The organism is Ottowia beijingensis, from assembly GCF_042680925.1.
Classification (GTDB): domain Bacteria; phylum Pseudomonadota; class Gammaproteobacteria; order Burkholderiales; family Burkholderiaceae_C; genus Ottowia; species Ottowia beijingensis.
In genome coordinates, this window is the sequence record NZ_JBHUEP010000005.1 from 636,734 (window position 1) to 657,344 (window position 20,611).

Consider the following 20,611-nt stretch of genomic DNA (forward strand, 5'->3'; position numbering starts at 1 on the left):
AAAGAAATGCCCAAAAGAACCGACCTCAAGAGCATCCTCATCATCGGCGCCGGCCCCATCGTCATCGGCCAGGCGTGCGAGTTCGACTACTCCGGCGTGCAGGCCTGCAAGGCGCTGCGCGAGGAGGGCTACCGCGTCATCCTGATCAACAGCAACCCCGCCACGATCATGACCGACCCGGCCACGGCCGACGTCACCTACATCGAGCCTATCACCTGGCCCACAGTCGAGAAGATCATCGCCAAGGAGCGTCCCGACGCCATCCTGCCCACCATGGGCGGCCAGACGGCGCTGAACTGCGCGCTCGATCTGTGGCGCCACGGCGTGCTGGCCAAGTACAACGTCGAGCTGATCGGCGCCAAGCCCGAGGCCATCGACAAGGCCGAAGACCGCCTGAAGTTCAAGGACGCGATGACGCGCATCGGCCTCGGCTCGGCCAAGAGCGGCATCGCCCACAGCATGGACGAGGCTTGGGCGGTGCAGAAGCACGTGGGCTTCCCGACCGTCATCCGCCCAAGCTTCACGCTCGGCGGCACCGGCGGCGGCATCGCCTACAACCCGGAAGAGTTCGAGACCATCTGCAAGCGCGGGCTGGAGGCCTCGCCCACCAACGAGCTGCTGATCGAGGAATCGCTGCTCGGCTGGAAGGAGTTCGAGATGGAAGTCGTGCGCGACCGCGCCGACAACTGCATCATCATCTGCTCGATCGAGAACCTGGACCCGATGGGCGTGCACACCGGCGATTCGATCACCGTCGCCCCGGCGCAGACGCTGACCGACAAGGAATACCAGGTCATGCGCAACGCCTCCATCGCGGTGCTGCGCGAGATCGGCGTGGACACGGGTGGTTCCAACGTGCAATTTGCGGTCAACCCCAAGGACGGGCGCATGATCGTCATCGAGATGAACCCGCGCGTGAGCCGCTCGTCGGCGCTGGCGTCCAAGGCCACGGGCTTTCCCATTGCCAAGGTGGCGGCCAAGCTGGCGGTGGGCTACACGCTGGACGAGCTGAAGAACGACATCACGGGCGGCGCCACACCGGCCTCGTTCGAGCCGACCATCGACTACGTGGTCACCAAGATTCCGCGCTTCGCGTTCGAGAAATTTCCCGCCGCCGACAACCGCCTGACCACGCAGATGAAGAGCGTGGGCGAGGTGATGGCGATTGGCCGCACCTTTCAGGAATCGTTCCAGAAGGCGCTGCGCGGGCTGGAGGTCGGCGTCGACGGCATGAACGAGAAGACGCAGGACCGCGAGTGGCTGGAGAAGGAGCTTGGCGAGCCCGGCCCCGACCGCATCTGGTTCGTCGGCGACGCGTTCGCCGCCGGCTGGTCGCTGGACGAAGTGCACGACCTCACAAAAATAGACAAGTGGTTCCTGGTGCAGATCGAGGAGATCGTCAAGATCGAGCTGGAGCTGGATCAGCACACCGCGAAGCACGGTGACAAGGCGCTCGAGATGCTCTCGAAAGAGGAGCTGTTGACGCTGAAGCAGAAAGGCTTCTCGGACCGCCGTCTGGCAAAGCTGCTGAAGACCACCGACAAGGCCGTGCGCGAGCGCCGCCGCGCGCTGAACGTGCGTCCGGTGTTCAAGCGCGTCGACACCTGCGCCGCCGAATTCGCCACCGACACCGCCTACATGTACTCGACCTACGAGGACGAGTGCGAGGCCGAGCCTTCGAGCAAGAAGAAGATCATGGTGCTGGGCGGTGGCCCCAACCGCATCGGCCAGGGCATCGAGTTCGACTACTGCTGTGTGCACGCCGCGCTGGCGATGCGCGAGGACGGCTACGAGACCATCATGGTCAACTGCAACCCCGAGACGGTGTCCACCGACTACGACACCTCCGATCGCCTGTACTTCGAGCCACTGACGCTGGAAGACGTGCTGGAGATCGTCGACAAGGAAAAACCCACCGGTGTGATCGTGCAGTACGGCGGCCAGACGCCGCTGAAGCTGGCGCTGGGGCTGGAGGCCGAGGGCGTGCCCATCATCGGCACCACGCCCGACATGATCGACGCCGCCGAAGACCGCGAGCGCTTCCAGAAGCTGCTGCACGAGCTGAAGCTGCTGCAGCCGCCCAACGCCACCGCGCGCACTGAAAGTGAAGCGCTGGAGAAGGCCGCCGAACTGGGCTACCCGCTGGTGGTGCGCCCCAGCTACGTGCTGGGCGGCCGTGCGATGGAAATCGTGCACGAGCAGCGCGACCTGGAGCGCTACATGCGCGAGGCGGTGAAGGTCAGCAACGACTCGCCCGTGCTGCTGGACCGCTTCCTGAGCGACGCCATCGAATGCGACGTCGACGCCGTGCGCGACAGCACCGGCCGCGTGTTCATCGGCGGCGTGATGGAGCACATCGAGCAGGCCGGCGTGCACTCGGGCGACTCGGGCTGCTCGCTGCCGCCGTACTACCTCAAGCAGGCCACCATCGACGAACTCAAGCGCCAGACCGCCGCCATGGCTGAAGGCCTGAACGTGGTCGGCCTGATGAACGTGCAGTTCGCCATCCAGGAAGTGCCGCAGGACGATGGCACGAAGAAGGACGTGATCTACGTGCTGGAGGTGAACCCGCGCGCCAGCCGTACCGTGCCCTTCGTCAGCAAGGCCACCGGCATCCAGCTGGCCAAGGTGGCCGCGCGCGTCATGGCCGGCCAGTCGCTGGATGCGCAAGGCGTGGGCGCCGAGGTCACGCCGCCGTACTTCAGCGTCAAGGAGGCCGTGTTCCCCTTCGTCAAGTTCCCCGGCGTGGACACCATCCTCGGCCCCGAGATGAAGTCCACCGGCGAGGTGATGGGCGTGGGCAAGACCTTCGGCGAAGCCTTCATCAAGGCCCAGATGGGCGCCGGCGAGCGCCTGCCCAAGCCCCTGAAGGCCGACGGCACGCCGGCCGGCAAGGTGTTCCTGACGGTGAAGCAAAGCGACAAGCCGACCGCGGTGCAGATCGCGCGCGACCTGGCGGCCATGGGCTTCAGCCTGGTGGCCACCAAGGGCACGGCGCAGGCCATCCGCGATGCGGGCGTGGCCTGCGACACGGTGAACAAGGTCACCGAAGGCCGCCCGCACATCGTCGACATGATCAAGAACGGCGAGATCTCGCTGGTCATCAACACGGTGGAAGAGCGCCGCAACGCCATTGCCGACAGCCGCGCCATCCGCACCAGCTCGCTGTTGGCGCGCGTGCCCACCATCACCACCATCGCCGGCGCCGAGGCGGCCGTCGAAGGCATGAAGTTCATGGACAAACTGGGGGTGGTGTCGGTGCAGGAGATGCACGCCGAACTGGCGTAGGAACGGCGGACACCCACCACCGGGGCGGCATAATCCGCCCCATTCACCACACCGCCGAGGGGCAACGCTCGGCGGTTTCCTTTTTTGAATCGAGAGACAAGCCATGGCCACCATCCCCATCACCAAGCGCGGCGCCGAGAAGCTGAAGGAAGAGCTGCACCGCCTGAAGACCAAGGACCGCCCCGAGGTCATCAACGCCATCGCCGAGGCGCGCGCGCAGGGCGACCTGAGCGAGAACGCCGAATACGACGCCGCCAAGGACCGCCAGGGCTTCATCGAAGGCCGCATCAAGGAGGTCGAGGGCAAGCTGGCCGCCGCCCAGGTGATCGACCCGGCCTCGCTGGATGCCGGCGGCAAGGTGGTGTTCGGCGCCACGGTCGATCTGGAAGAGGAAGACTCGGGCGAGCAGGTGACCTACCAGATCGTCGGCGAGGACGAGGCCGACCTGAAGCACGGGCTGATCAACATCAGCAGCCCGATCGCCCGCGCGCTGATCGGCAAGGAAGAGGGCGACACGGCGGTGGTGCAGGCGCCGGGTGGTGACCGGCACTATGAAATCATCGCCGTCCGCTACGTCTGACCGGGGCGGTTGCCATGCTGAACGCGCGCATCGTCACCTTCGCCAGCGCCCTGTGGTGGGGCAGCCTGACGGCGGTCGGCTTCATGGTGGTGCCGCTGCTGTTCAAGTTTCTGCCCACGCCGGCCCTGGCCGGCAACATGGCGGCCCGGCTGTTCACGGCGCAGACTTGGGTGGCGGTGGCGTGCGGTGTGGTGCTCCTGCTTTCCCTGAAGAATCAGGCCACGGCGCAGGCGGGCAGGGCGCGGTCAGCTCTGTTTTTTGTAGTTCTCGGCCTGCTGCTGGCCTTGCTGATCGAGTTTGCCGTGGCGCCGCGCATCGTGGCGCGCGAGAATCTGCGCCTGTGGCACGGCGTGGGCACGCTGATGTACGCCGTGCAATGGCTGTGCGCCGCCATCGTGCTGTGGCGCCTGGCCGATGACAAGCGGGGGTGATGGCATGGATTCGCAGATCGTCGAGATCGACTTCAACGACTGGGCCCAGGCCCACAGCCGGCCCGAGTGGACGGCCGCGCTGGAGGCCGGCAAGGTGCTGTTCTTTCCGCGCCTGGGTTTTGCCGTGCAGCCCGACGAGCAGGCGCTGCTGCGCGAGGACATGCTGGCGCCGAAGTCGCGCAACGTCAGTCTGGGCGCCGACGGCGTGCTGAAGGGTGCGGCCGGCAGCGCCGCCGAGCAGCAGGCGCTGGCGGCGATGGTGGGCCGTTTTCGCCAGCAGGCGCTGCGGCTGGTGGACGACCTGCTGCCCGAATACCAGGGCCTGTTGCGCATCGCGCCCACCAGCTTTCGTCCCAGGCAGGTGGAGACGCGCGCGCAGTCGGTGCGCGCCGACGACCAGCGCATGCACGTGGATGCCTTCCCCTCGCGCCCCAGCTATGGCGAGCGGCTGCTGCGCGTGTTCACCAACCTGAACCCGCAGGGCGTGCCACGCGTGTGGCGCGTGGGCGAGGACTTCGAGACCATCGCGCGCCGCTACCTGCCCCAGGCCAAGCCTTACCGACTGTGGCAAGCCAAGGTGCTCAACGCCGTGCACGCCACCAAGTCATTGCGCAGCGAGTACGACCACCTGATGCTGCAACTGCACGACCTGATGAAGTTCGACGAGGCGTACCAGAAGAACGGCACGCAGGTGACGGTGCCGTTTCCGCCCGGCAGCGTGTGGGTGTGCTTCTCGGATCAGGCCACGCACGCGGTGATGAGCGGCCAGTTCATGATGGAGCAGACGCTGTACCTGCCGCCCGGCAAGGAGGTCGATCCGCAGGCCAGCCCGCTGGCGATCCTGACCCGGCTGATGGGCCGCCCGCTGGTGGGCGTGGGTGCGCGCACGGCGCGCTGAAAGCGCCGCGATTCGCGCCGCCGCCGCGCCTTCGCAAAGTCATCCTGATCAGCTGGATAAGGGGAGTATCTGGCTGTAACTCTTGATTGGCGGGCGCTGGCGATGGGGCGCTGGGGGAGTATGTGATCCTCGGCAGACCTTTCATGCCGCTTTGCGCACCGAACGATGACCCATGTCCGTGGCTGGCGCCGCATGAACCATGGTGAATGGTTTCCGGGTCATTGAAGCGCAGCGCAGCCATTCGTCATGGTTGCTTGCCGAGTCACCCGTCTCCGGCAGCGTTGTGGGAGCGGGCTTGCCCGCGATCAAGCGTTCGTGACGACGAGGCGCCGCCATCGCGGGCAAGCCCGCTCCTACACCGCGGATGCGGTCCGCGCGTCAACCGAGACTGCTTGATGATCAAGCGTTCTTGAAAGCCGATGCGTCTCAGGGGGCACGCGCCGGCGCGCTGCCTGCTGCCAGTGCGAGCGGCTGCAGCACCGGCCGGGAAAGGCGCGGCACGCCACATACTCCCAGCCATGCGATCCGCTAGCGCCCGAAATACGGACGCTGGTGGTGCATACTCCCCTAAAATCAATTCAGGAAGGGGCTGACGCTGCTTCAGCCCTTCCACGCATCGGCCACCCAGGTGGCCGGCTGGATGTGGTGAAAGCGCTTGTTGCGCCGCCCCGCCAGTGCGTCGTGCGGGTTCACCTCGCCGTGGAAGATGATGATGCGCGCGCCCTGCGGCACGAAAGGCGGCTTCCAGTAATTGGTCGGCCAGGCCGGGATGCAGTGGTACTTGAAGCTGGGGCACCAGCCGACGGGCCAGTAGCTCAGCTTGCCCTGCCTGTGCAGAAAATGCGAGAGGAAGTCCTGCTCGTTGCGGTATTCCTTTTGCGCCTCCTCCATGTGGCCACGGAAGTACGCCAGCGCATCGGCATGCGCGCCCAGCGTGAAGCGGTACACCGACGAGTTGCCCACGATGCGCTCGCCGAAGCGCCAGAAGCGCGGGTAGTCCTTGATGATCAGGAACTCGCCGGGTTGGGTGAAGAAGTCGTCCAGGCTGCCGACGATCACCACGTCCAGATCGAGGAACAGCGCCGTGCCGCGCAGGCCGTGCAGGTCGGCCTCGAAGGTGGTCAGCTTCTTCCACGCGCCGTCGCGCTGGCCGGGCTTGAGCTGCAGGTTCAGCGGCGGGATGGGCAGGCATTGCACCTCGGGGCGGATGCCGCTGGCGTCGTCCGTCAGGCAGACGAAGTTGAAGTCGCCGTGCAGGTGGCGGCGCACCATGCCGTACAGGCGGTTGACGTATTCGGGCCCGTACTTGGTGCCCCACTTCATGCACAGAATGTGCCGCTGGCCCTTGTCCGACATGCGCTAGTAGCTCTGTTTTTTATAGAAACGAGTGGCTGCGGAGCAAGCCGTGCGAGGACGCCGCGGAGCGGGCTTGGCCCGGCCGCTGGCGTCGTCCCCCTCTGGGGGAAGGCGCTGAAGGCGACTCAGGGGGGGTGTCATGTCCGGTTCTTCTTGACTGATTTTTGCTTGGGCGCGGCTTTCTTCAGCTTGCCGCCGGGCGTCAGCCGCTGGTTGCCCAGCACGCGCACCACGCGCACTTGCGGGCGCTGGCCGCCGCGCTTGCTGTACTTCAGCACCTTCACGTCCTTGGGGCCGGCCATGCGGTCTTCGTCCTCGGCGCGCGCCTTCTTCGGCTGGGGCCGCCACAGCACCAGCAGCTTGCCGATGTGCTGGATGGGCGCGGCGTTCAGCTCGTCGGCCAGTTGTTGGTAGATCGCCTCGCGCGCGGCGCGGTCGTCGCCGTGCACGCGGATCTTGATCAGGCCGTGGGCGTTCAGCGCCGCGTCGGTCTCCTTCATGACCGCGGGCGTCAGGCCGTCGCCGCCGATCATGACCACGGGGTCGAGGTGGTGCGCTTCGGCGCGGTGCGCCTTGCGCTCGGCAGGGGTCAGTTCGATGTGCGGCATGGGCGTGATTATCGTGGTGCCGCGCGGATGACGAAATGATCCCGGTGCTGCGCACCGCCATGACGGCCGCTGACGCGGCCATGAAACCGGGCACGGGGTGCGCTGATCAACTGAACGTGGTCATTCCGTCATCGACGGTGCGCAGCACCCAGGTCATGGCGCCGCGCCAGCGGTGCCGGCATTGGACAATAGCGCCATGAAGGTCAAAACCAAGAGCAAGAAGGTCAACAAGGCATGGCTGGCCGATCACCTGAACGACCCGTACGTCAAACAGGCGCAGAAGGACGGCTATCGCGCCCGTGCGGCCTACAAGCTGAAGGAGATCGACGAGACGCTGGGGCTCATCAAGCCCGGCATGCGCGTGGTCGATCTGGGCAGCACGCCCGGTGCCTGGAGCCAGTACCTGCGCCGGCGCCTGTCGCCCGGCGGCGCGGCGATGGGCGCGCTCGATGGGGTCATCGTCGCGCTCGACATCCTGCCGATGGAGCCGATCGAGGGCGTGCAGTTTCTGCAGGGCGACTTCCGCGAGGACGCCGTGCTGGCGCAGCTGAGCGAGGTCGTGGGCGGCCAGCCGGTGGACGTGGTGGTGTCCGACATGGCGCCCAACCTGTCGGGCATCGAATCGAGCGATGCGGCGCGCATCAGCCACCTGGTGGAACTGGCGGTGGATTTTGCGCAGGCGCACCTGAAGCCCGGCGGGGCGCTGGTGGTGAAGCTGTTTCACGGCAGCGGCTACAGCCAGCTGGTCAAGCTGTTCAAGGAGCGCTTCAAGGTCGTCAAGCCGATCAAACCCAAGGCCTCGCGCGACAAATCGTCGGAAACCTTTCTGGTGGGCATCGGTCTGAAGAACGCTGCGTGAGCGCACAGTCTTGACCCGTGTCAAGGGTTGAAGCTGAATGTGTTTCGGATGCGGGTGATTCCCCGCCGCTTTTCGGCATTAATACGGGTTCTCCCCGCAGGGACACCGGCTTCGTCTGACGTCGGCGCCAGGTTGAAATGCCTAAAATGACCCGCATGTACCCGGCATTGCCGGGTTTTCTGACTGGAGCGCAAGGCTTTGAAAAATCAATGGTTCTCGAAGATCGCCGTCTGGATGGTGATCGCCATGGTGCTGTTCACTGTGTTCAAGCAGTTCGACGGCGGCCGCATGGCCAGCGCCAGTCACATGGCCTATTCCGACTTCCTGGAAGAAGTGCGCAACAACCGTGTGAAAAGCGCCACCATCCAGGAGGGCCAGGGCGGCACCGACATCGTGGCGACGATGAACGACGACCGCCGCGTGCGCACGCAAGCCACCTACCTGGATCGCGGCCTGGTCGGTGACCTGATCAACCACGGCATCAAGTTCGACGTCAAGCCGCGCGAGGAAGGCTCGCTGCTGATGACCCTGCTCGTCAGCTGGGGCCCGATGCTGCTGCTGATCGGCGTGTGGGTCTACTTCATGCGCCAGATGCAGGGCGGTGGCAAGGGCGGCGCGTTCAGCTTCGGCAAGAGCAAGGCGCGCATGCTGGACGAGAACAACAACACCGTTACCTTCGCCGACGTGGCCGGCTGCGACGAAGCCAAGGAAGAAGTCAAGGAGGTCGTCGACTTCCTGAAAGACCCGCAGAAATTCCAGAAACTCGGCGGCCGCATTCCGCGCGGCCTGCTGCTGGTCGGCCCGCCCGGCACCGGCAAGACGCTGCTGGCCAAGTCGATCGCCGGCGAGGCCAAGGTGCCGTTCTTCAGCATTTCGGGTTCCGACTTCGTCGAGATGTTCGTCGGCGTGGGTGCGGCGCGCGTGCGCGACATGTTCGAGAACGCCAAGAAGAACGCGCCCTGCATCATCTTCATCGACGAGATCGACGCCGTCGGCCGCCAGCGTGGCGCGGGCCTGGGTGGCGGCAACGACGAGCGCGAGCAGACGCTGAACCAGATGCTGGTCGAGATGGACGGCTTCGAGACCAACCTGGGCGTGATCGTGGTCGCGGCCACCAACCGCCCCGACATCCTGGACGCCGCGCTGCTGCGCCCCGGCCGCTTCGACCGCCAGGTCTACGTCACGCTGCCCGACATCCGCGGCCGCGAGCAGATCCTGAACGTGCACATGCGCAAGATCCCGATCGGCCAGGACGTGAGCCCCAGCGTCATCGCGCGCGGCACGCCCGGCATGAGCGGCGCCGACCTGGCCAACCTGTGCAACGAGGCCGCGCTGATGGCCGCGCGCCGCAACGCCCGCGTGGTCGAGATGCAGGACTTCGAGAAGGCCAAGGACAAGATCCTGATGGGTCCCGAGCGCAAGAGCATGGTCATGCCCGAGGAAGAGCGCCGCAACACGGCCTACCACGAGAGCGGCCACGCGCTGATCGGCAAACTGCTGCCGAAGTGCGACCCGGTGCACAAGGTCACCATCATCCCGCGCGGCCGCGCGCTGGGCGTGACCATGAGCCTGCCCGAGCAGGACCGCTACAGCTACGACAAGGAATACATGCTGAACCAGATCAGCATGCTGTTCGGTGGCCGCATCGCCGAAGAAGTGTTCATGAACCAGATGACCACCGGTGCCAGCAACGATTTCGAGCGCGCCACCAACCTGGCACGCGACATGGTCATGAAGTACGGCATGAGCGAGGCGCTGGGTCCCATGGTCTATGCCGAGAACGAGGGCGAGGTGTTCCTGGGCCGCAGCGTGACCAAGACCACCAACATCTCGGAAGAGACCATGCAGAAGGTCGACGCCGAGGTGCGCCGCATCATCGACGAGCAGTACGCGCTGGCGCGCAAGCTGATCGAGGACAACCAGGACAAGATGCACGCCATGGCCAAGGCGCTGCTGGACTGGGAAACCATCGACGGCGAGCAGCTCGACGACATCATGGCCGGCCGCGCGCCGCGCCCGCCGCGCGACTTCACGCCGCGCACGCCGTCGTCCGGCGGCAGCGGCGGCACGCCCGCCGCCAAGCCGGCCGACGCGGCACCGACGGTGGCCTGAGCTCCACACTCAATACCCAACAGCCGGACGCAGAGGACGCAGAGATTACGCAGAGGACGCAAAAGGACAGCCAAAATTTGGTTTTCTTTTTTGCGTCCTTCGCGAATCTTTTGCGCCCTTCGCGTCCGGCTGTTGCGTTTTCTAGCCCATGAATTCCTGGAAGACCACCCGCTTCGAGATCGACCTCGGCCAGCCGCGGGTGATGGGCATCGTCAACGTCGCGCCCGACTCGTTTTCTGATGGCGGCGAACATGCCGACACCGCCGCGGCGCTGCGGCATTGCGAGCAGCTGCTGAAGGACGGCGCGCACATCCTCGACATCGGCGGCGAATCGACCCGCCCGGGCAGCGCCGCGGTACCGCTGGGAGTGGAGCTGGCGCGCGTGGTGCCGCTGGTGCGTGAAGCGGTCAAGCTGGGCGTGCCGATCTCCGTCGACACCTACAAGCCCGAGGTGATGGCGGCGGTGCTGGACGCGGGCGCCGACATCATCAACGACATCTGGGGCCTGCGCCGCGCCGGCGAAGCGGGTGGCCCCAGCGCGCTCGACGTGGTGCGCGGCCACCCGGCCTGCGGCGTGTGCCTGATGCACATGCACCGCGATCCGCAGACCATGCAGGTGGCCCCTATGGATGGCGATGTGGTGCCGCAGGTGCTTCATTTTCTGGAGCAGGCCGGTCAAACCCTGCAAGCGCAGGGGGTACAAAAGAATCGCATCGTGCTGGACCCCGGCGTCGGCTTCGGCAAGACCGTGGCGCAGAACTTCGCGCTGCTGGCGCGCCAGGCCGAGCTGCTGCAGGCCGGCTATCCGCTGCTGCTGGGCTGGTCGCGCAAGTCCTCCATCGGTGCGGCGCTGCAGGGCGATGCGGCGGAGCCACCGCCACCCGCTGCCCGCGTGACCGGCAGCGTCGCCGCCGCGCTGATGGCGGTGGAGCGCGGCGCCGCCATCGTGCGCGTGCACGATGTCCGCGAGACGGTGCAGGCGCTGCAGGTGCTGGCCGCCGTGCGCGCCGCCGGCGAGCGCCCCGGCGCCTGACGCGGCCTTCGCGCCGCCGCCGCCCGCGCCCGGCGGCGGCTGGCGCACCACCGTCGGCAGAATCCGACGCCCGGCACGGTTTTGATGAATATCAACCTCGGACGCATTTGATGGTCGCAAAATTCAACCATCAACACGAGGAAGAGACCATGAAATTCACCCGACGTCAATGGATGGGCGCCAGTGCCGCAGGCACGATGGGCGCAGTGGTGGCCGGTGCCGAGCTGTCGCCTCTGGCCAAGGTTTTCGCGGCCGAGCCGGATGCCGCAGCGCAGTTGGCCGCGCTGAAGAGCTTCAGCGGCAAGGTACCCCATGCCACGCACTACGGACCGATGATCGCCACGGTGCAGAAGGGCAGGATCGTCAAGGTCGAGCCGCACGCCACCGACAGGATGCCCACGCCCATCCTCACCGAGGGCGTGCTGGACCGCACCTACGACAAGACCCGCGTGGCCGGCCCCATGGTGCGCAAGGGCTACCTGGACTGGGTGCAGAACGGTTACCAGGGCAGCAGCAAGCCCGAACTGCGCGGCAAGGACGAATGGGTCCAGGTGAGCTGGGACACCGCCCTCGGCCTGACCGCCAAGGCCATCCTCGACACCATCGAGAAGCATGGCAACGAAGGCTGCTTCAGTTCCAGCTACGGTGGCTGGTCGCACGCCGGCATCTTCCGCCCCAATGTGCTGCAAGGCCGCTTCTTCAACCTGCTGGGCGGCTCGTCGATTACCACTGGGGACTACTCGGCCGGCGCCGGCCAGGTGGTGCTGCCAATGGTGATTGGTGACATGGAGGTCTATTCGGCCCAGAGCGCCTGGGAAACCCTGCGCGACAACACCGAACTGGTGGTGTTCGTGGGCTGCGACCCGGACAAGAACAACCGCGTCGAATACACCGTGTGCGACCACGAGATGTACAGCGGCTGGGACGCCATCAAGAAGGCGGGCGTCAAGTTCATCTCCATCAACCCGCAGGTCACCACCACCGACGAGAAGATGGGTTCGGAGTGGGTGAAGATCATCCCCAACACCGACACCGCCCTGTTCCTGGCCATGAGTTACCACCTCATCAGCCAGAAAAAGCACAACCAGGCCTTCATCGACAAGTACACCGTCGGCTTCGACAAGTTCCGCGCCTACCTGGAAGGCAAGGACAAGGACGGCACGCCCGCCAAGACGCCCGAGTGGGCGGCCAGGATCACCGGCATCCCGGCCGCGAAGATCCGCGAGCTGGCCGAGCTGATGGCCTCCAAGCGCACGCAACTGGCGGCTTCGTGGGCCATCCAGCGCGCGCACCATGGCGAGATGCCCTACTGGGCCATCGTCAACTTCTGCTGCGTGCTGGGCAACATCGGTCTGCCGGGGCAGGGCGTCGGCTTCTCGTGGCACTACGGCGGTGGCGGCACCGCGCAGTCGGGCGGCACGGCGCCCACCGGCCTGTCACAGGGCCGCAACCCGGTCAAGAAAATCTGCCCCGCCTCGCGCATCAGCGAGATGCTGCTGAACCCCGGCAAGGAGTTCACCTACAACGGCAGCAAATACACCTACCCCAAGGTCAAGCTGATCTACAACGCCGGCAACAACGCGTTCTCGCACCAGCAGGATCTGAACGAACTGGCGCGCGCCATCCAGGATGTCGACACCATCATCTGCCACGAACCCTGGTGGAACGGCTCGGCCCGCTGGGCCGACATCGTGCTGGCCGCCACCACCACGGTGGAGCGCAACGACATCTCCTCGGCCGGCACCTACAGCATCGACAAGGTGTACGCCATGAAGCAGATCGTGGCGCCCCAGGGCGATGCGCTGGACGACTACGAAATCTTCCGCCGCCTGTCGGCGCTGCTGGGCATCGAATACGCCTTCACCGAAGGCCTGACGCCCATGGACTACGTCAAGGCCGCCTACAACGCCAGCAGCGCGGCCAAGGACACGCCGTTCGAGAAGTTCTGGAAAGAGGGCATGGCCCGCATCCCCGTGCCGCCCGAGGCGCGCAAGTGGGTGCGCCATGGCGACTTCCGCGCCGACCCGGCGCAGAACCCGCTGCACACCACCAGCGGCAAGATCGAGATGTACTCGTCGACCATCGACAAGATGAACATCCCCGACATGCCGCCCATGCCCAAGTGGCTGGAGCCGGGCGAGTGGCTGGGCAACGCGCGCAAGGGCCAGGTGCACGTGGTCAGCCCGCACCCCTACTGGCGCCTGCATTCGCAGATGAACAACTCGGCACGCCTGCGCAAGCGCTACACGGTGCAGACGCGCGAGCCCCTGGTGCTGAGCGAAGAAGACGCCAAGGCCAACGGCATCCAGGATGGCGACCTGGTGGAGCTGTACAACGACCGCGGCGCGGTGGTGGTGGGTGCCCGCGTGTCCAAGCACATCATGCCCGGCGTGGTGAGCCTGCAGGAGGGCGCCTGGCCGCAACTCGACAGCAAGGGGCGCTGCAACAACGGCCTGATCAACTTCCTGACCAGCAGCCGGCGCTCCAGCGGGTTGACGCAGGCGACGACAGCCAACACCTGCATCGCCTCGATCCGCAAGTGCACCGACGCCGATCCGGGTGGCACCAAGGCCTTCGATCCGCCGAAGATCGTCAAGAGCGACGTCAAGTTCGACGAGAAGTTCTACGGCTTCGACCGCGGCGCCGCGCTGCGCGAGAAATCGATGGCCTCGCTCTCGCCGGCCGAGAAGATCTACTACCAGCGCTGCACCGTGTGCCACGGCCCGCGCGATCCGGGCCAGTTCACCGAGAAGCAGTGGCTCGGCATCACGCCCAGCATGTTCCAGCGTGCCGGCCTGGACGATGCGCAGCAGAAGACGGTGCTGGATTTCCTGCTGGCCAACGCCAAGAAGTGAGCGACCACGCGGCGCCTGTGGGGCGCCGCGGCGCTTGCTCTGCCCTGTGGCCCCGCGCACCCGCGCGGGGTTTTTTCATTCGCGCCGATAATCCGGCCTGAACTACCAAAACCATAGCTTCCAGCGCAGGGAGGGCAGGCCCATGAGTCGAAAACTGTTTGGCACCGACGGCATCCGCGGCACCGTGGGGCAGCACCCCATCACGCCCGACCTGGTGCTGCGCCTGGGCCATGCCGTGGGCCGCGTGCTCAAGCGGCACGAGCCGAACCCGCTGGTGCTGATCGGCAAGGACACCCGCATCTCGGGCTACATGCTGGAGAGCGCGCTGGAGTCGGGCCTGAACTCCGCCGGCGCCAGCGTGGTGCTGCTGGGCCCGGTGCCAACCCCCGCCGTCGCCTACCTCACGCGGGCGCAGCGCGCCAGCCTGGGCGCGGTCATCAGCGCCAGCCACAACGCCTATCCCGACAACGGCATCAAGTTCTTCAGCGCCCAGGGCACCAAGCTGCCGGACGAATGGGAGCAGCAGGTGGAGGCCGCGCTGGCCGAGCCGCCGCAATGGGCCGACTCGGCCCACCTGGGCCGCGCGCGCCGGCTCGATGACGCGGCCGGCCGCTACATCGAGTTCTGCAAGGGCACCTTCAGCAGCCACCTGCGCCTGCGCGGCATGAAGATCGTGGTGGACGCCGCCCACGGCGCTGCCTACCAGATCGCGCCGCAGGTGTTCCACGAGCTGGGCGCCGAGGTGGTGGCCATCGGTTGCGCGCCCGACGGCCTGAACATCAACGACGGCGTGGGCGCCACCCACCCCGAGGCGCTGGTGCGCGAGGTCATCGCGCGGGGCGCCGACTATGGCATCGCGCTCGATGGAGACGCCGACCGCCTGCAGATGGTGGATGCCAGCGGCCGCCTGTTCAACGGCGACGAACTGCTGTACGTGCTGGCCGCCGACCGGCTGGCGCACCGCCAGGCCAAGGGCAAGCCGCGCGGCACCGAGCTGGGCGGCGTGGTCGGCACGCTGATGACCAACCTGGCGGTGGAACTGGGCATTCAGCGCCTGGGCTACGAGTTCGTGCGCGCCAAGGTGGGCGACCGCTACGTGCTGGAAGAGCTGCACCGGCGCGGCTGGATCCTGGGCGGCGAGGGCTCGGGCCACCTGCTGATGCTGGACCGCCACAGCACGGGCGACGGCCTGGTGTCGGCGCTGCAGGTGCTGCGCGCCTGCGCCGCCAGCGGGCGCACCGTGGCCGAGCAGTTGGCCGGCGTGCAGCTGTTCCCGCAGACGCTCATCAACGTGCGCCTGCAGCCCGGGCAGGACTGGCAGCAGAACGCGCGGCTGCAGGACGAAACCCGCGCCGTCGAGGCTGAACTGGCCGGCACCGGCCGCGTGCTGATCCGCGCCAGCGGCACCGAGCCGCTGGTGCGCGTGATGGTCGAGGCGCAGGACGCCGCCCAGGCGCAGGCGTGCGCCGAGCGGCTGGCGGCGACGATTCTGGAGGGTTGATGGCGACGGCTGCCGGCATGCGCTGGCGTTGGGGGGCGCCAAAAACAAGCGATAGCCATTTGGCACCATTTTGAATCTTCAAAATGAGAGCTGCTGGCGCCCGTCATTCGGGCGGTAGACCCGGTTTTCATGGTCAGAAAAATTTGCAAGGTCCCCCCCCATTTTTCTGCTGTCCGGGCTGGCGCTCGATGGCCGGCGCTGACGCCGCGGCCATCGAGCGCGGCCAAGTCATCAGGGCGCGGACGCACTGGCGATAATCCCCGCACTGTGAAACGCGATTCGCTGGCCTCGTCCGAGGTCAATCTTTCCGAAGCCGACGGCATCCGCTACCTGCACCTGGGCACCGAATGGGTGCAGGGCAGCATGCGCATCAATGCGCCGTTCGACATCGACCTGGAATACGTGCAGCGCATGATGGCCTGGCTGCTGTTCGTGCCGCCTGAAAACGTGGCCGGCCGCCACGCCATGCAGTTGGGCCTGGGCGCGGCGGCGCTCACCAAGTTCTGCTACAAGAAACTGCGCATGACCTGCACCGCGGTCGAGATCAACCCGCGCGTGGCCGACGTGTGCCGCGCCTGGATGCGCCTGCCGCCCGAGGACGAGCGCCTGCGCGTGGTCATTGCCGACGCTGCGCGCGAAATCCGCCAGGCCGAATGGCTGGGCACGGTGGACGCGCTGCAGGTCGACCTGTACGACGCGCAGGCCGCCGCGCCGGTGCTCGACAGCCCCGACTTCTACGCCGACTGCCGCCACCTGCTGACCGACGAGGGCTGCATGACGGTGAACCTGTTCGGCCGCACCGCCAGCTTCGAGCGCAGCCTGGAAAGCATTGCCAGCGCCTTCGGCCCCCGCGCCGTGTGGCAGTTCAAGCCCACGCGCGAGGGCAACACCGTGGTGCTGGCGCAGCGCACGCCCAGCCGCCCCAAGCGCGACGTGCTGCAGCTGCGCGCCGAAGCCATCGAGGCGCGCTGGGATCTGCCGGCCACCAAGTGGCTCAAGGTTTTCAAGGCACTCGAAAAATGAAGCGCTCCACCCGCCCCGCGCCGCTCGCCACGGTCGTTCCCTACGTCGGCCCCGTGCACTGGCGGCACCTGGTCGAATGGCTGCGTGACGATGGCGTGATCACCCCCGCCGAGGCCGAGCGCACCATCGCCCGCTGCTCGCAGGCCGAAAGCGCGCAGCCCGCGCTGGTGCGCCTGGCCGCCGTGGGCGTGGCGCGCGCCAGCGACGGCGCGCCGATGGACGTGGAAGAGCTGACGCAGCACCTGGCGCGCCGCGCCGGGCTGGAGTACCTGCGCATCGACCCGCTGAAGGTGGATGCCGGCAAGGTCTCCGACACCATGAGCGCCAGCTATGCCGAGCGCCACAAGGTGCTGCCGGTGCAGGTCACCGCGGCCGAGGTGGTGGTCGCCACCAGCGAGCCCTTCATCGACGACTGGGTGGCCGAGGTGGAGCGCCAGTCGCGCCGCACGGTGCGCCGCGTGGTGGCCAACCCGGCCGAGATCAAGCGCTACACGGGCGAGTTCTTCGCCCTCGCCAGGTCGGTGCGCGCGGCCATCAAGAGCGGCAGCGGCGCCGGCACCACCAGCTTCGAGCAGCTGGTGGAACTGGGCAAGAGCGGCAAGCAGCTCGACGCCAACGACCAGGGCGTGATCCAGGTGGTCGACTGGCTGTGGCAGTACGCCTTCGACCAGCGCGCCAGCGACATCCACCTGGAGCCGCGGCGCGACCAGGGCGTGATCCGCTTTCGCATCGACGGCGTGCTGCACCCGGTGTACCAGGTGCCGCCGGGCGTGATGAACGCCATCACCGCGCGCGTCAAGCTGCTGGGCCGCATGGACGTGGTGGAAAAACGCCGCCCGCAGGACGGCCGCATCAAGACGCGCAACCCCGGCGGCGACGAGATCGAGATGCGCCTCTCGACGCTGCCCACGGCCTTCGGCGAGAAGCTGGTGATGCGCATCTTCGACCCCGACACGGCGGTGAAGGACCTGGCGGCGCTGGGCTTCTCGCCTCACGACGCGGCGCGCTGGGAGCAGCTGGTGCAGCGCCCGCACGGCATCATCCTGGTCACCGGGCCCACGGGCTCGGGCAAGACGACGACGCTGTATTCCACCCTGCGCCGTGTGGCCACGGAAGAGGTCAACGTCAGCACCATCGAGGACCCGATCGAGCGCATCGACCCGGCGCTGAACCAGACGCAGGTGCAGCCGCAGCTCGAATTCAGCTTTGCCGAGGGCGTGCGCGCGCTGATGCGGCAAGACCCGGACATCATCATGATCGGCGAGATCCGCGACCTGGAAACCGCCGAGATGGCGGTGCAGGCCGCGCTGACCGGTCACCTCGTCTTCAGCACCCTGCACACCAACGACGCGCCCAGCGCGCTGACGCGCCTGATGGAACTGGGCGTGCCGGCCTACCTGCTCAATGCCACCATCCTGGGCGTGCTGGCGCAGCGCCTGGTGCGCACGCTGTGCCCGGCCTGCAAGCAGCCCGACGAGCGCGGCACCACCGAGCTGCTGGCCGAGGCCATCAAGCCCTGGAAGATCAACAGTGGCAACTACCGCCCCTACAAGCCGGTGGGCTGCGTGGATTGCCGCATGACCGGCTTTCGCGGCCGCATGGGCATCTACGAGCTGCTCACGGTGTCGGAGGCGTTCAAGGGCGTCATCCAGCACGACGTGGGGCCGTCGCCGCTGCGCAAGCAGGCCATTGCCGACGGCATGCGGCCGCTGCGCCTGGCCGGCGCCATGCGCGCGGCCGATGGGCTGACCACGCTGGAAGAGGTCATCGCCGCCACGCCGCCGCTGGAATAGCGCGCTGCGATTTCAGGCCGAAGGGCCCGTTGGCGCCGTGGACAGGGCGCCAGCAGCTACTGAAAGCGTAGCTTATCAAGGCCGCTGAGCGCGTGCCGCTAGCCGAAAACCAGGCGCCGCACTGTGCCCGAGGCGACAGCTTTTTCCCGCGGGTAATCCCTGTGCAAAGTAGGTGTAATCCACATGATTCGACCCGTGTCCGGTGGTGACAATGCGCGCTGATTCATCGAACTGAGGAGATGACGCGTGCGCATCAAGAGTCAGAAGGACTTCTTCGCCGGGTTGCTGTACATGGTGATCGGCATCGCATTCGCCTGGGGGGCGACGACATACAACATCGGTGACGGCGCCCGCATGGGCCCCGGCTACTTCCCGCTGCTGCTGGGTGTCATCCTGGCCATCATCGGCGGCATCGTGATGGCCCGCGCGCTGGTGGTGGAGACACCCGACGGCGACCCGATCGGCCGCTGGGCCTGGAAGCCGCTGGCCTTCATCATCGCGGCCAACTTCCTGTTCGGCATCCTGCTGGGCGGCTGGCCGCTGCTGGGCATCCCGGCCATGGGGCTGATCATCGCCATCGTCGTGCTGACCTTCGTGGCCGCGCTGGCCGGCGACGAGTTCAAGTTCATCGAGGTGCTGATCCTGGCCATCCTGCTGGCCGTCGGCAGCTGGGCCGCTTTCGTCTGGGGTCTGAACCTGCAATTCCAGGTCTGGCCCAGCTTCATTTCTGGTTGAGTGGGAGACGCACACCATGGAACTGATTGAACATCTCTCACTGGGGTTCGGCGTCGCCTTCACGATGCAGAACCTGATCTACGCCTTCATCGGCTGCCTGCTGGGCACGCTGATCGGCGTGCTGCCCGGCGTGGGCCCGGTGGCCACCATCGCCATGCTGCTGCCGGCCACCTACGCGCTGCCGCCGGTGGCCGCGCTCATCATGCTGGCCGGCATCTACTACGGCGCGCAGTACGGCGGCTCCACCACCGCCATCCTGGTCAACCTGCCGGGTGAATCGTCGTCGGTGGTGACGGTGATCGACGGCTACCAGATGGCGCGCAAGGGCCGCGCCGGCCCGGCGCTGGCATCGGCGGGCATCGGCTCGTTCATCGCCGGCTGCTTCGGCACGCTGGTGCTGGCCGGCTTTGCCGTGCCGCTGACCGAGGTGGCCTTCAAGTTCGGCCCGGCCGAATACTTCTCGCTCATGGTGCTGGGCCTGATCGGCGCCGTGGTGCTGGCCTCGGGCTCGCTGGTCAAGGCCATCGGCATGATCGTGCTCGGCCTGCTGCTGGGCATGGTGGGCACCGACGTCAACTCCGGCGTGGCGCGCTACAGCTTCGACATTCCCGAGCTGACCGACGGCATCGGCTTCATCGTCATCGCCATGGGCGTGTTCGGCTACGGCGAGATCATCGCCAACCTGTCGCACCCGTCCGAAAAGCGCGAAGTCTTCACCGGCAAGGTCGAGCACATCTACCCCAGCAAGGAAGACTGGAAGCTGATGACGCCCGCCATCCTGCGCGGCACCCTGATCGGCTCGGCCCTGGGCATCCTGCCCGGCGGTGGCGCCATGTTGTCGGCCTTCGCCTCGTACACCATCGAGAAGAAGACCAAGCTCAAGCCCGGCGAAGTGCCGTTCGGCAAGGGCAACATCCGCGGCGTGGCGGCGCCCGAATCGGCCAACAACGCCGGCTCGCAGACCTCGTTCATCCCGCTGCTCACGCTGGGCATTCCGCCCAACGCCGTGATGGCGCTGATGGTGGGCGCCATGACCATCCACAACATCCAGCCCGGCCCGCAGGTGATGACCAGCAACCCCGAGCTGTTCTGGGGCCTGATCGCCTCGATGTGGATCGGCAACCTGATGCTGATCATCCTGAACCTGCCGCTGATCGGCCTGTGGATCAAGCTGCTGACGGTGCCCTACCGCTGGCTGTTCCCGGCCATCGTGCTGTTCTGCGCCATCGGGGTGTACTCGACCAACAACAACACCTGGGACGTGTGGATGGTGGGCTGGTTCGGCATCATCGGCTACGTCTTCATCAAGCTGGGCATGGAGCCGGCGCCTCTGCTGCTGGGTTTCATCCTGGGCCCAATGATGGAGGAGAACCTGCGCCGCGCGCTGCTGCTGTCGCGCGGCGACTGGAGCGTGCTGGTCACGCGCCCGCTGTCGGCCACGCTGCTGGCCATGGCGGCGGCGCTGCTGATCATCGTGCTGATGCCGGCGGTCAAGAAGAGCCGCGAAGAGGCCTTCGTCGAGGACTGACGGCCAACGCC

15 protein-coding genes are annotated in these 20,611 nt (G+C 66.8%); 13 read left to right on the forward strand and 2 right to left on the reverse strand.

Features of this window, described 5'->3' with window-relative positions:
• Positions 1-6 precede the first annotated feature (6 nt).
• From carB to ACFSCU_RS06400, 4 genes are all read left to right on the forward strand, one after another.
• On the forward strand, positions 7-3,288 hold the full coding sequence (gene carB / locus ACFSCU_RS06385; protein ID WP_377560190.1) for a carbamoyl-phosphate synthase large subunit: 3,282 nt from the start codon (positions 7-9) through the stop codon (positions 3,286-3,288).
• A gap of 103 nt (positions 3,289-3,391) precedes the next feature.
• Positions 3,392-3,868, forward strand: a complete 477-nt coding sequence (gene greA / locus ACFSCU_RS06390) for a transcription elongation factor GreA (protein WP_180550970.1) — start codon at positions 3,392-3,394, stop codon at positions 3,866-3,868.
• A 14-nt stretch (positions 3,869-3,882) separates the two neighbouring features.
• Positions 3,883-4,299, forward strand: a complete 417-nt coding sequence (locus ACFSCU_RS06395; protein ID WP_377560191.1) for a DUF4149 domain-containing protein — start codon at positions 3,883-3,885, stop codon at positions 4,297-4,299.
• A gap of 4 nt (positions 4,300-4,303) precedes the next feature.
• Entirely contained in the window at positions 4,304-5,197 is an 894-nt protein-coding gene (locus tag ACFSCU_RS06400; RefSeq protein WP_377560193.1) for a Kdo hydroxylase family protein, read from the forward strand.
• A gap of 600 nt (positions 5,198-5,797) precedes the next feature.
• Here ACFSCU_RS06400 and ACFSCU_RS06405 read toward each other — a convergent pair.
• Together ACFSCU_RS06405 and ACFSCU_RS06410 are read right to left on the reverse strand one after the other, a co-directional pair.
• Entirely contained in the window at positions 5,798-6,520 is a 723-nt protein-coding gene (locus ACFSCU_RS06405) for a glycosyltransferase (RefSeq protein ID WP_377560194.1), read from the reverse strand.
• Positions 6,521-6,690: 170 nt separating this feature from the next.
• Positions 6,691-7,161, reverse strand: coding sequence for a YhbY family RNA-binding protein (locus ACFSCU_RS06410; RefSeq protein ID WP_180550971.1), 471 nt, complete (start codon positions 7,159-7,161; stop codon positions 6,691-6,693).
• A gap of 196 nt (positions 7,162-7,357) precedes the next feature.
• Between ACFSCU_RS06410 and ACFSCU_RS06415 the strand changes: the two genes are divergently transcribed.
• From ACFSCU_RS06415 to ACFSCU_RS06455, 9 genes are all read left to right on the forward strand, one after another.
• Complete coding sequence (locus ACFSCU_RS06415; RefSeq protein ID WP_180550972.1) at positions 7,358-8,020, forward strand: RlmE family RNA methyltransferase; 663 nt, start codon at positions 7,358-7,360, stop codon at positions 8,018-8,020.
• Between the two features lie 198 nt (positions 8,021-8,218).
• On the forward strand, positions 8,219-10,132 hold the full coding sequence (gene ftsH, locus ACFSCU_RS06420) for an ATP-dependent zinc metalloprotease FtsH (RefSeq protein ID WP_180550973.1): 1,914 nt from the start codon (positions 8,219-8,221) through the stop codon (positions 10,130-10,132).
• A 148-nt stretch (positions 10,133-10,280) separates the two neighbouring features.
• Positions 10,281-11,165, forward strand: coding sequence for a dihydropteroate synthase (gene folP, locus ACFSCU_RS06425; RefSeq protein WP_377560196.1), 885 nt, complete (start codon positions 10,281-10,283; stop codon positions 11,163-11,165).
• Between the two features lie 149 nt (positions 11,166-11,314).
• Entirely contained in the window at positions 11,315-14,020 is a 2,706-nt protein-coding gene (locus ACFSCU_RS06430; RefSeq protein ID WP_257645804.1) for a molybdopterin-dependent oxidoreductase, read from the forward strand.
• 142 nt (positions 14,021-14,162) lie between these two features.
• A complete protein-coding gene (gene glmM / locus ACFSCU_RS06435) occupies positions 14,163-15,521 on the forward strand; it encodes a phosphoglucosamine mutase (protein WP_377560197.1) in 1,359 nt (452 codons plus the stop codon).
• Between the two features lie 267 nt (positions 15,522-15,788).
• A complete protein-coding gene (locus ACFSCU_RS06440) occupies positions 15,789-16,544 on the forward strand; it encodes a class I SAM-dependent methyltransferase (RefSeq protein WP_180550974.1) in 756 nt (251 codons plus the stop codon).
• Positions 16,541-18,337, forward strand: coding sequence for a GspE/PulE family protein (locus tag ACFSCU_RS06445; protein ID WP_180550975.1), 1,797 nt, complete (start codon positions 16,541-16,543; stop codon positions 18,335-18,337). Before ACFSCU_RS06440 ends, ACFSCU_RS06445 begins: the two co-directional genes overlap by 4 nt.
• Before the next feature lie 246 nt (positions 18,338-18,583).
• A complete protein-coding gene (locus ACFSCU_RS06450) occupies positions 18,584-19,072 on the forward strand; it encodes a tripartite tricarboxylate transporter TctB family protein (protein WP_333706782.1) in 489 nt (162 codons plus the stop codon).
• Between the two features lie 16 nt (positions 19,073-19,088).
• On the forward strand, positions 19,089-20,600 hold the full coding sequence (locus ACFSCU_RS06455; RefSeq protein ID WP_180550976.1) for a tripartite tricarboxylate transporter permease: 1,512 nt from the start codon (positions 19,089-19,091) through the stop codon (positions 20,598-20,600).
• Positions 20,601-20,611: the final 11 nt, after the last annotated feature.

Excerpts from the sequence above, each read along its gene's own strand:
- ACFSCU_RS06410 (WP_180550971.1), bottom strand. The coding sequence starts at position 7,161 with ATGCCGCACATCGAACTGACCCCTGCCGAGCGCAAGGCGCACCGCGCC.
- ACFSCU_RS06400 (WP_377560193.1), top strand. The coding sequence starts at position 4,304 with ATGGATTCGCAGATCGTCGAGATCGACTTCAACGACTGGGCCCAGGCC.
- greA (WP_180550970.1), top strand. The coding sequence starts at position 3,392 with ATGGCCACCATCCCCATCACCAAGCGCGGCGCCGAGAAGCTGAAGGAA.
- glmM (WP_377560197.1), top strand. The coding sequence starts at position 14,163 with ATGAGTCGAAAACTGTTTGGCACCGACGGCATCCGCGGCACCGTGGGG.
- ACFSCU_RS06415 (WP_180550972.1), top strand. The coding sequence starts at position 7,358 with ATGAAGGTCAAAACCAAGAGCAAGAAGGTCAACAAGGCATGGCTGGCC.
- folP (WP_377560196.1), top strand. The coding sequence starts at position 10,281 with ATGAATTCCTGGAAGACCACCCGCTTCGAGATCGACCTCGGCCAGCCG.
- ACFSCU_RS06395 (WP_377560191.1), top strand. The coding sequence starts at position 3,883 with ATGCTGAACGCGCGCATCGTCACCTTCGCCAGCGCCCTGTGGTGGGGC.
- carB (WP_377560190.1), top strand. The coding sequence starts at position 7 with ATGCCCAAAAGAACCGACCTCAAGAGCATCCTCATCATCGGCGCCGGC.
- ACFSCU_RS06445 (WP_180550975.1), top strand. The coding sequence starts at position 16,541 with ATGAAGCGCTCCACCCGCCCCGCGCCGCTCGCCACGGTCGTTCCCTAC.
- ACFSCU_RS06405 (WP_377560194.1), bottom strand. The coding sequence starts at position 6,520 with ATGAAGTGGGGCACCAAGTACGGGCCCGAATACGTCAACCGCCTGTAC.
- ACFSCU_RS06455 (WP_180550976.1), top strand. The coding sequence starts at position 19,089 with ATGGAACTGATTGAACATCTCTCACTGGGGTTCGGCGTCGCCTTCACG.
- ACFSCU_RS06430 (WP_257645804.1), top strand. The coding sequence starts at position 11,315 with ATGAAATTCACCCGACGTCAATGGATGGGCGCCAGTGCCGCAGGCACG.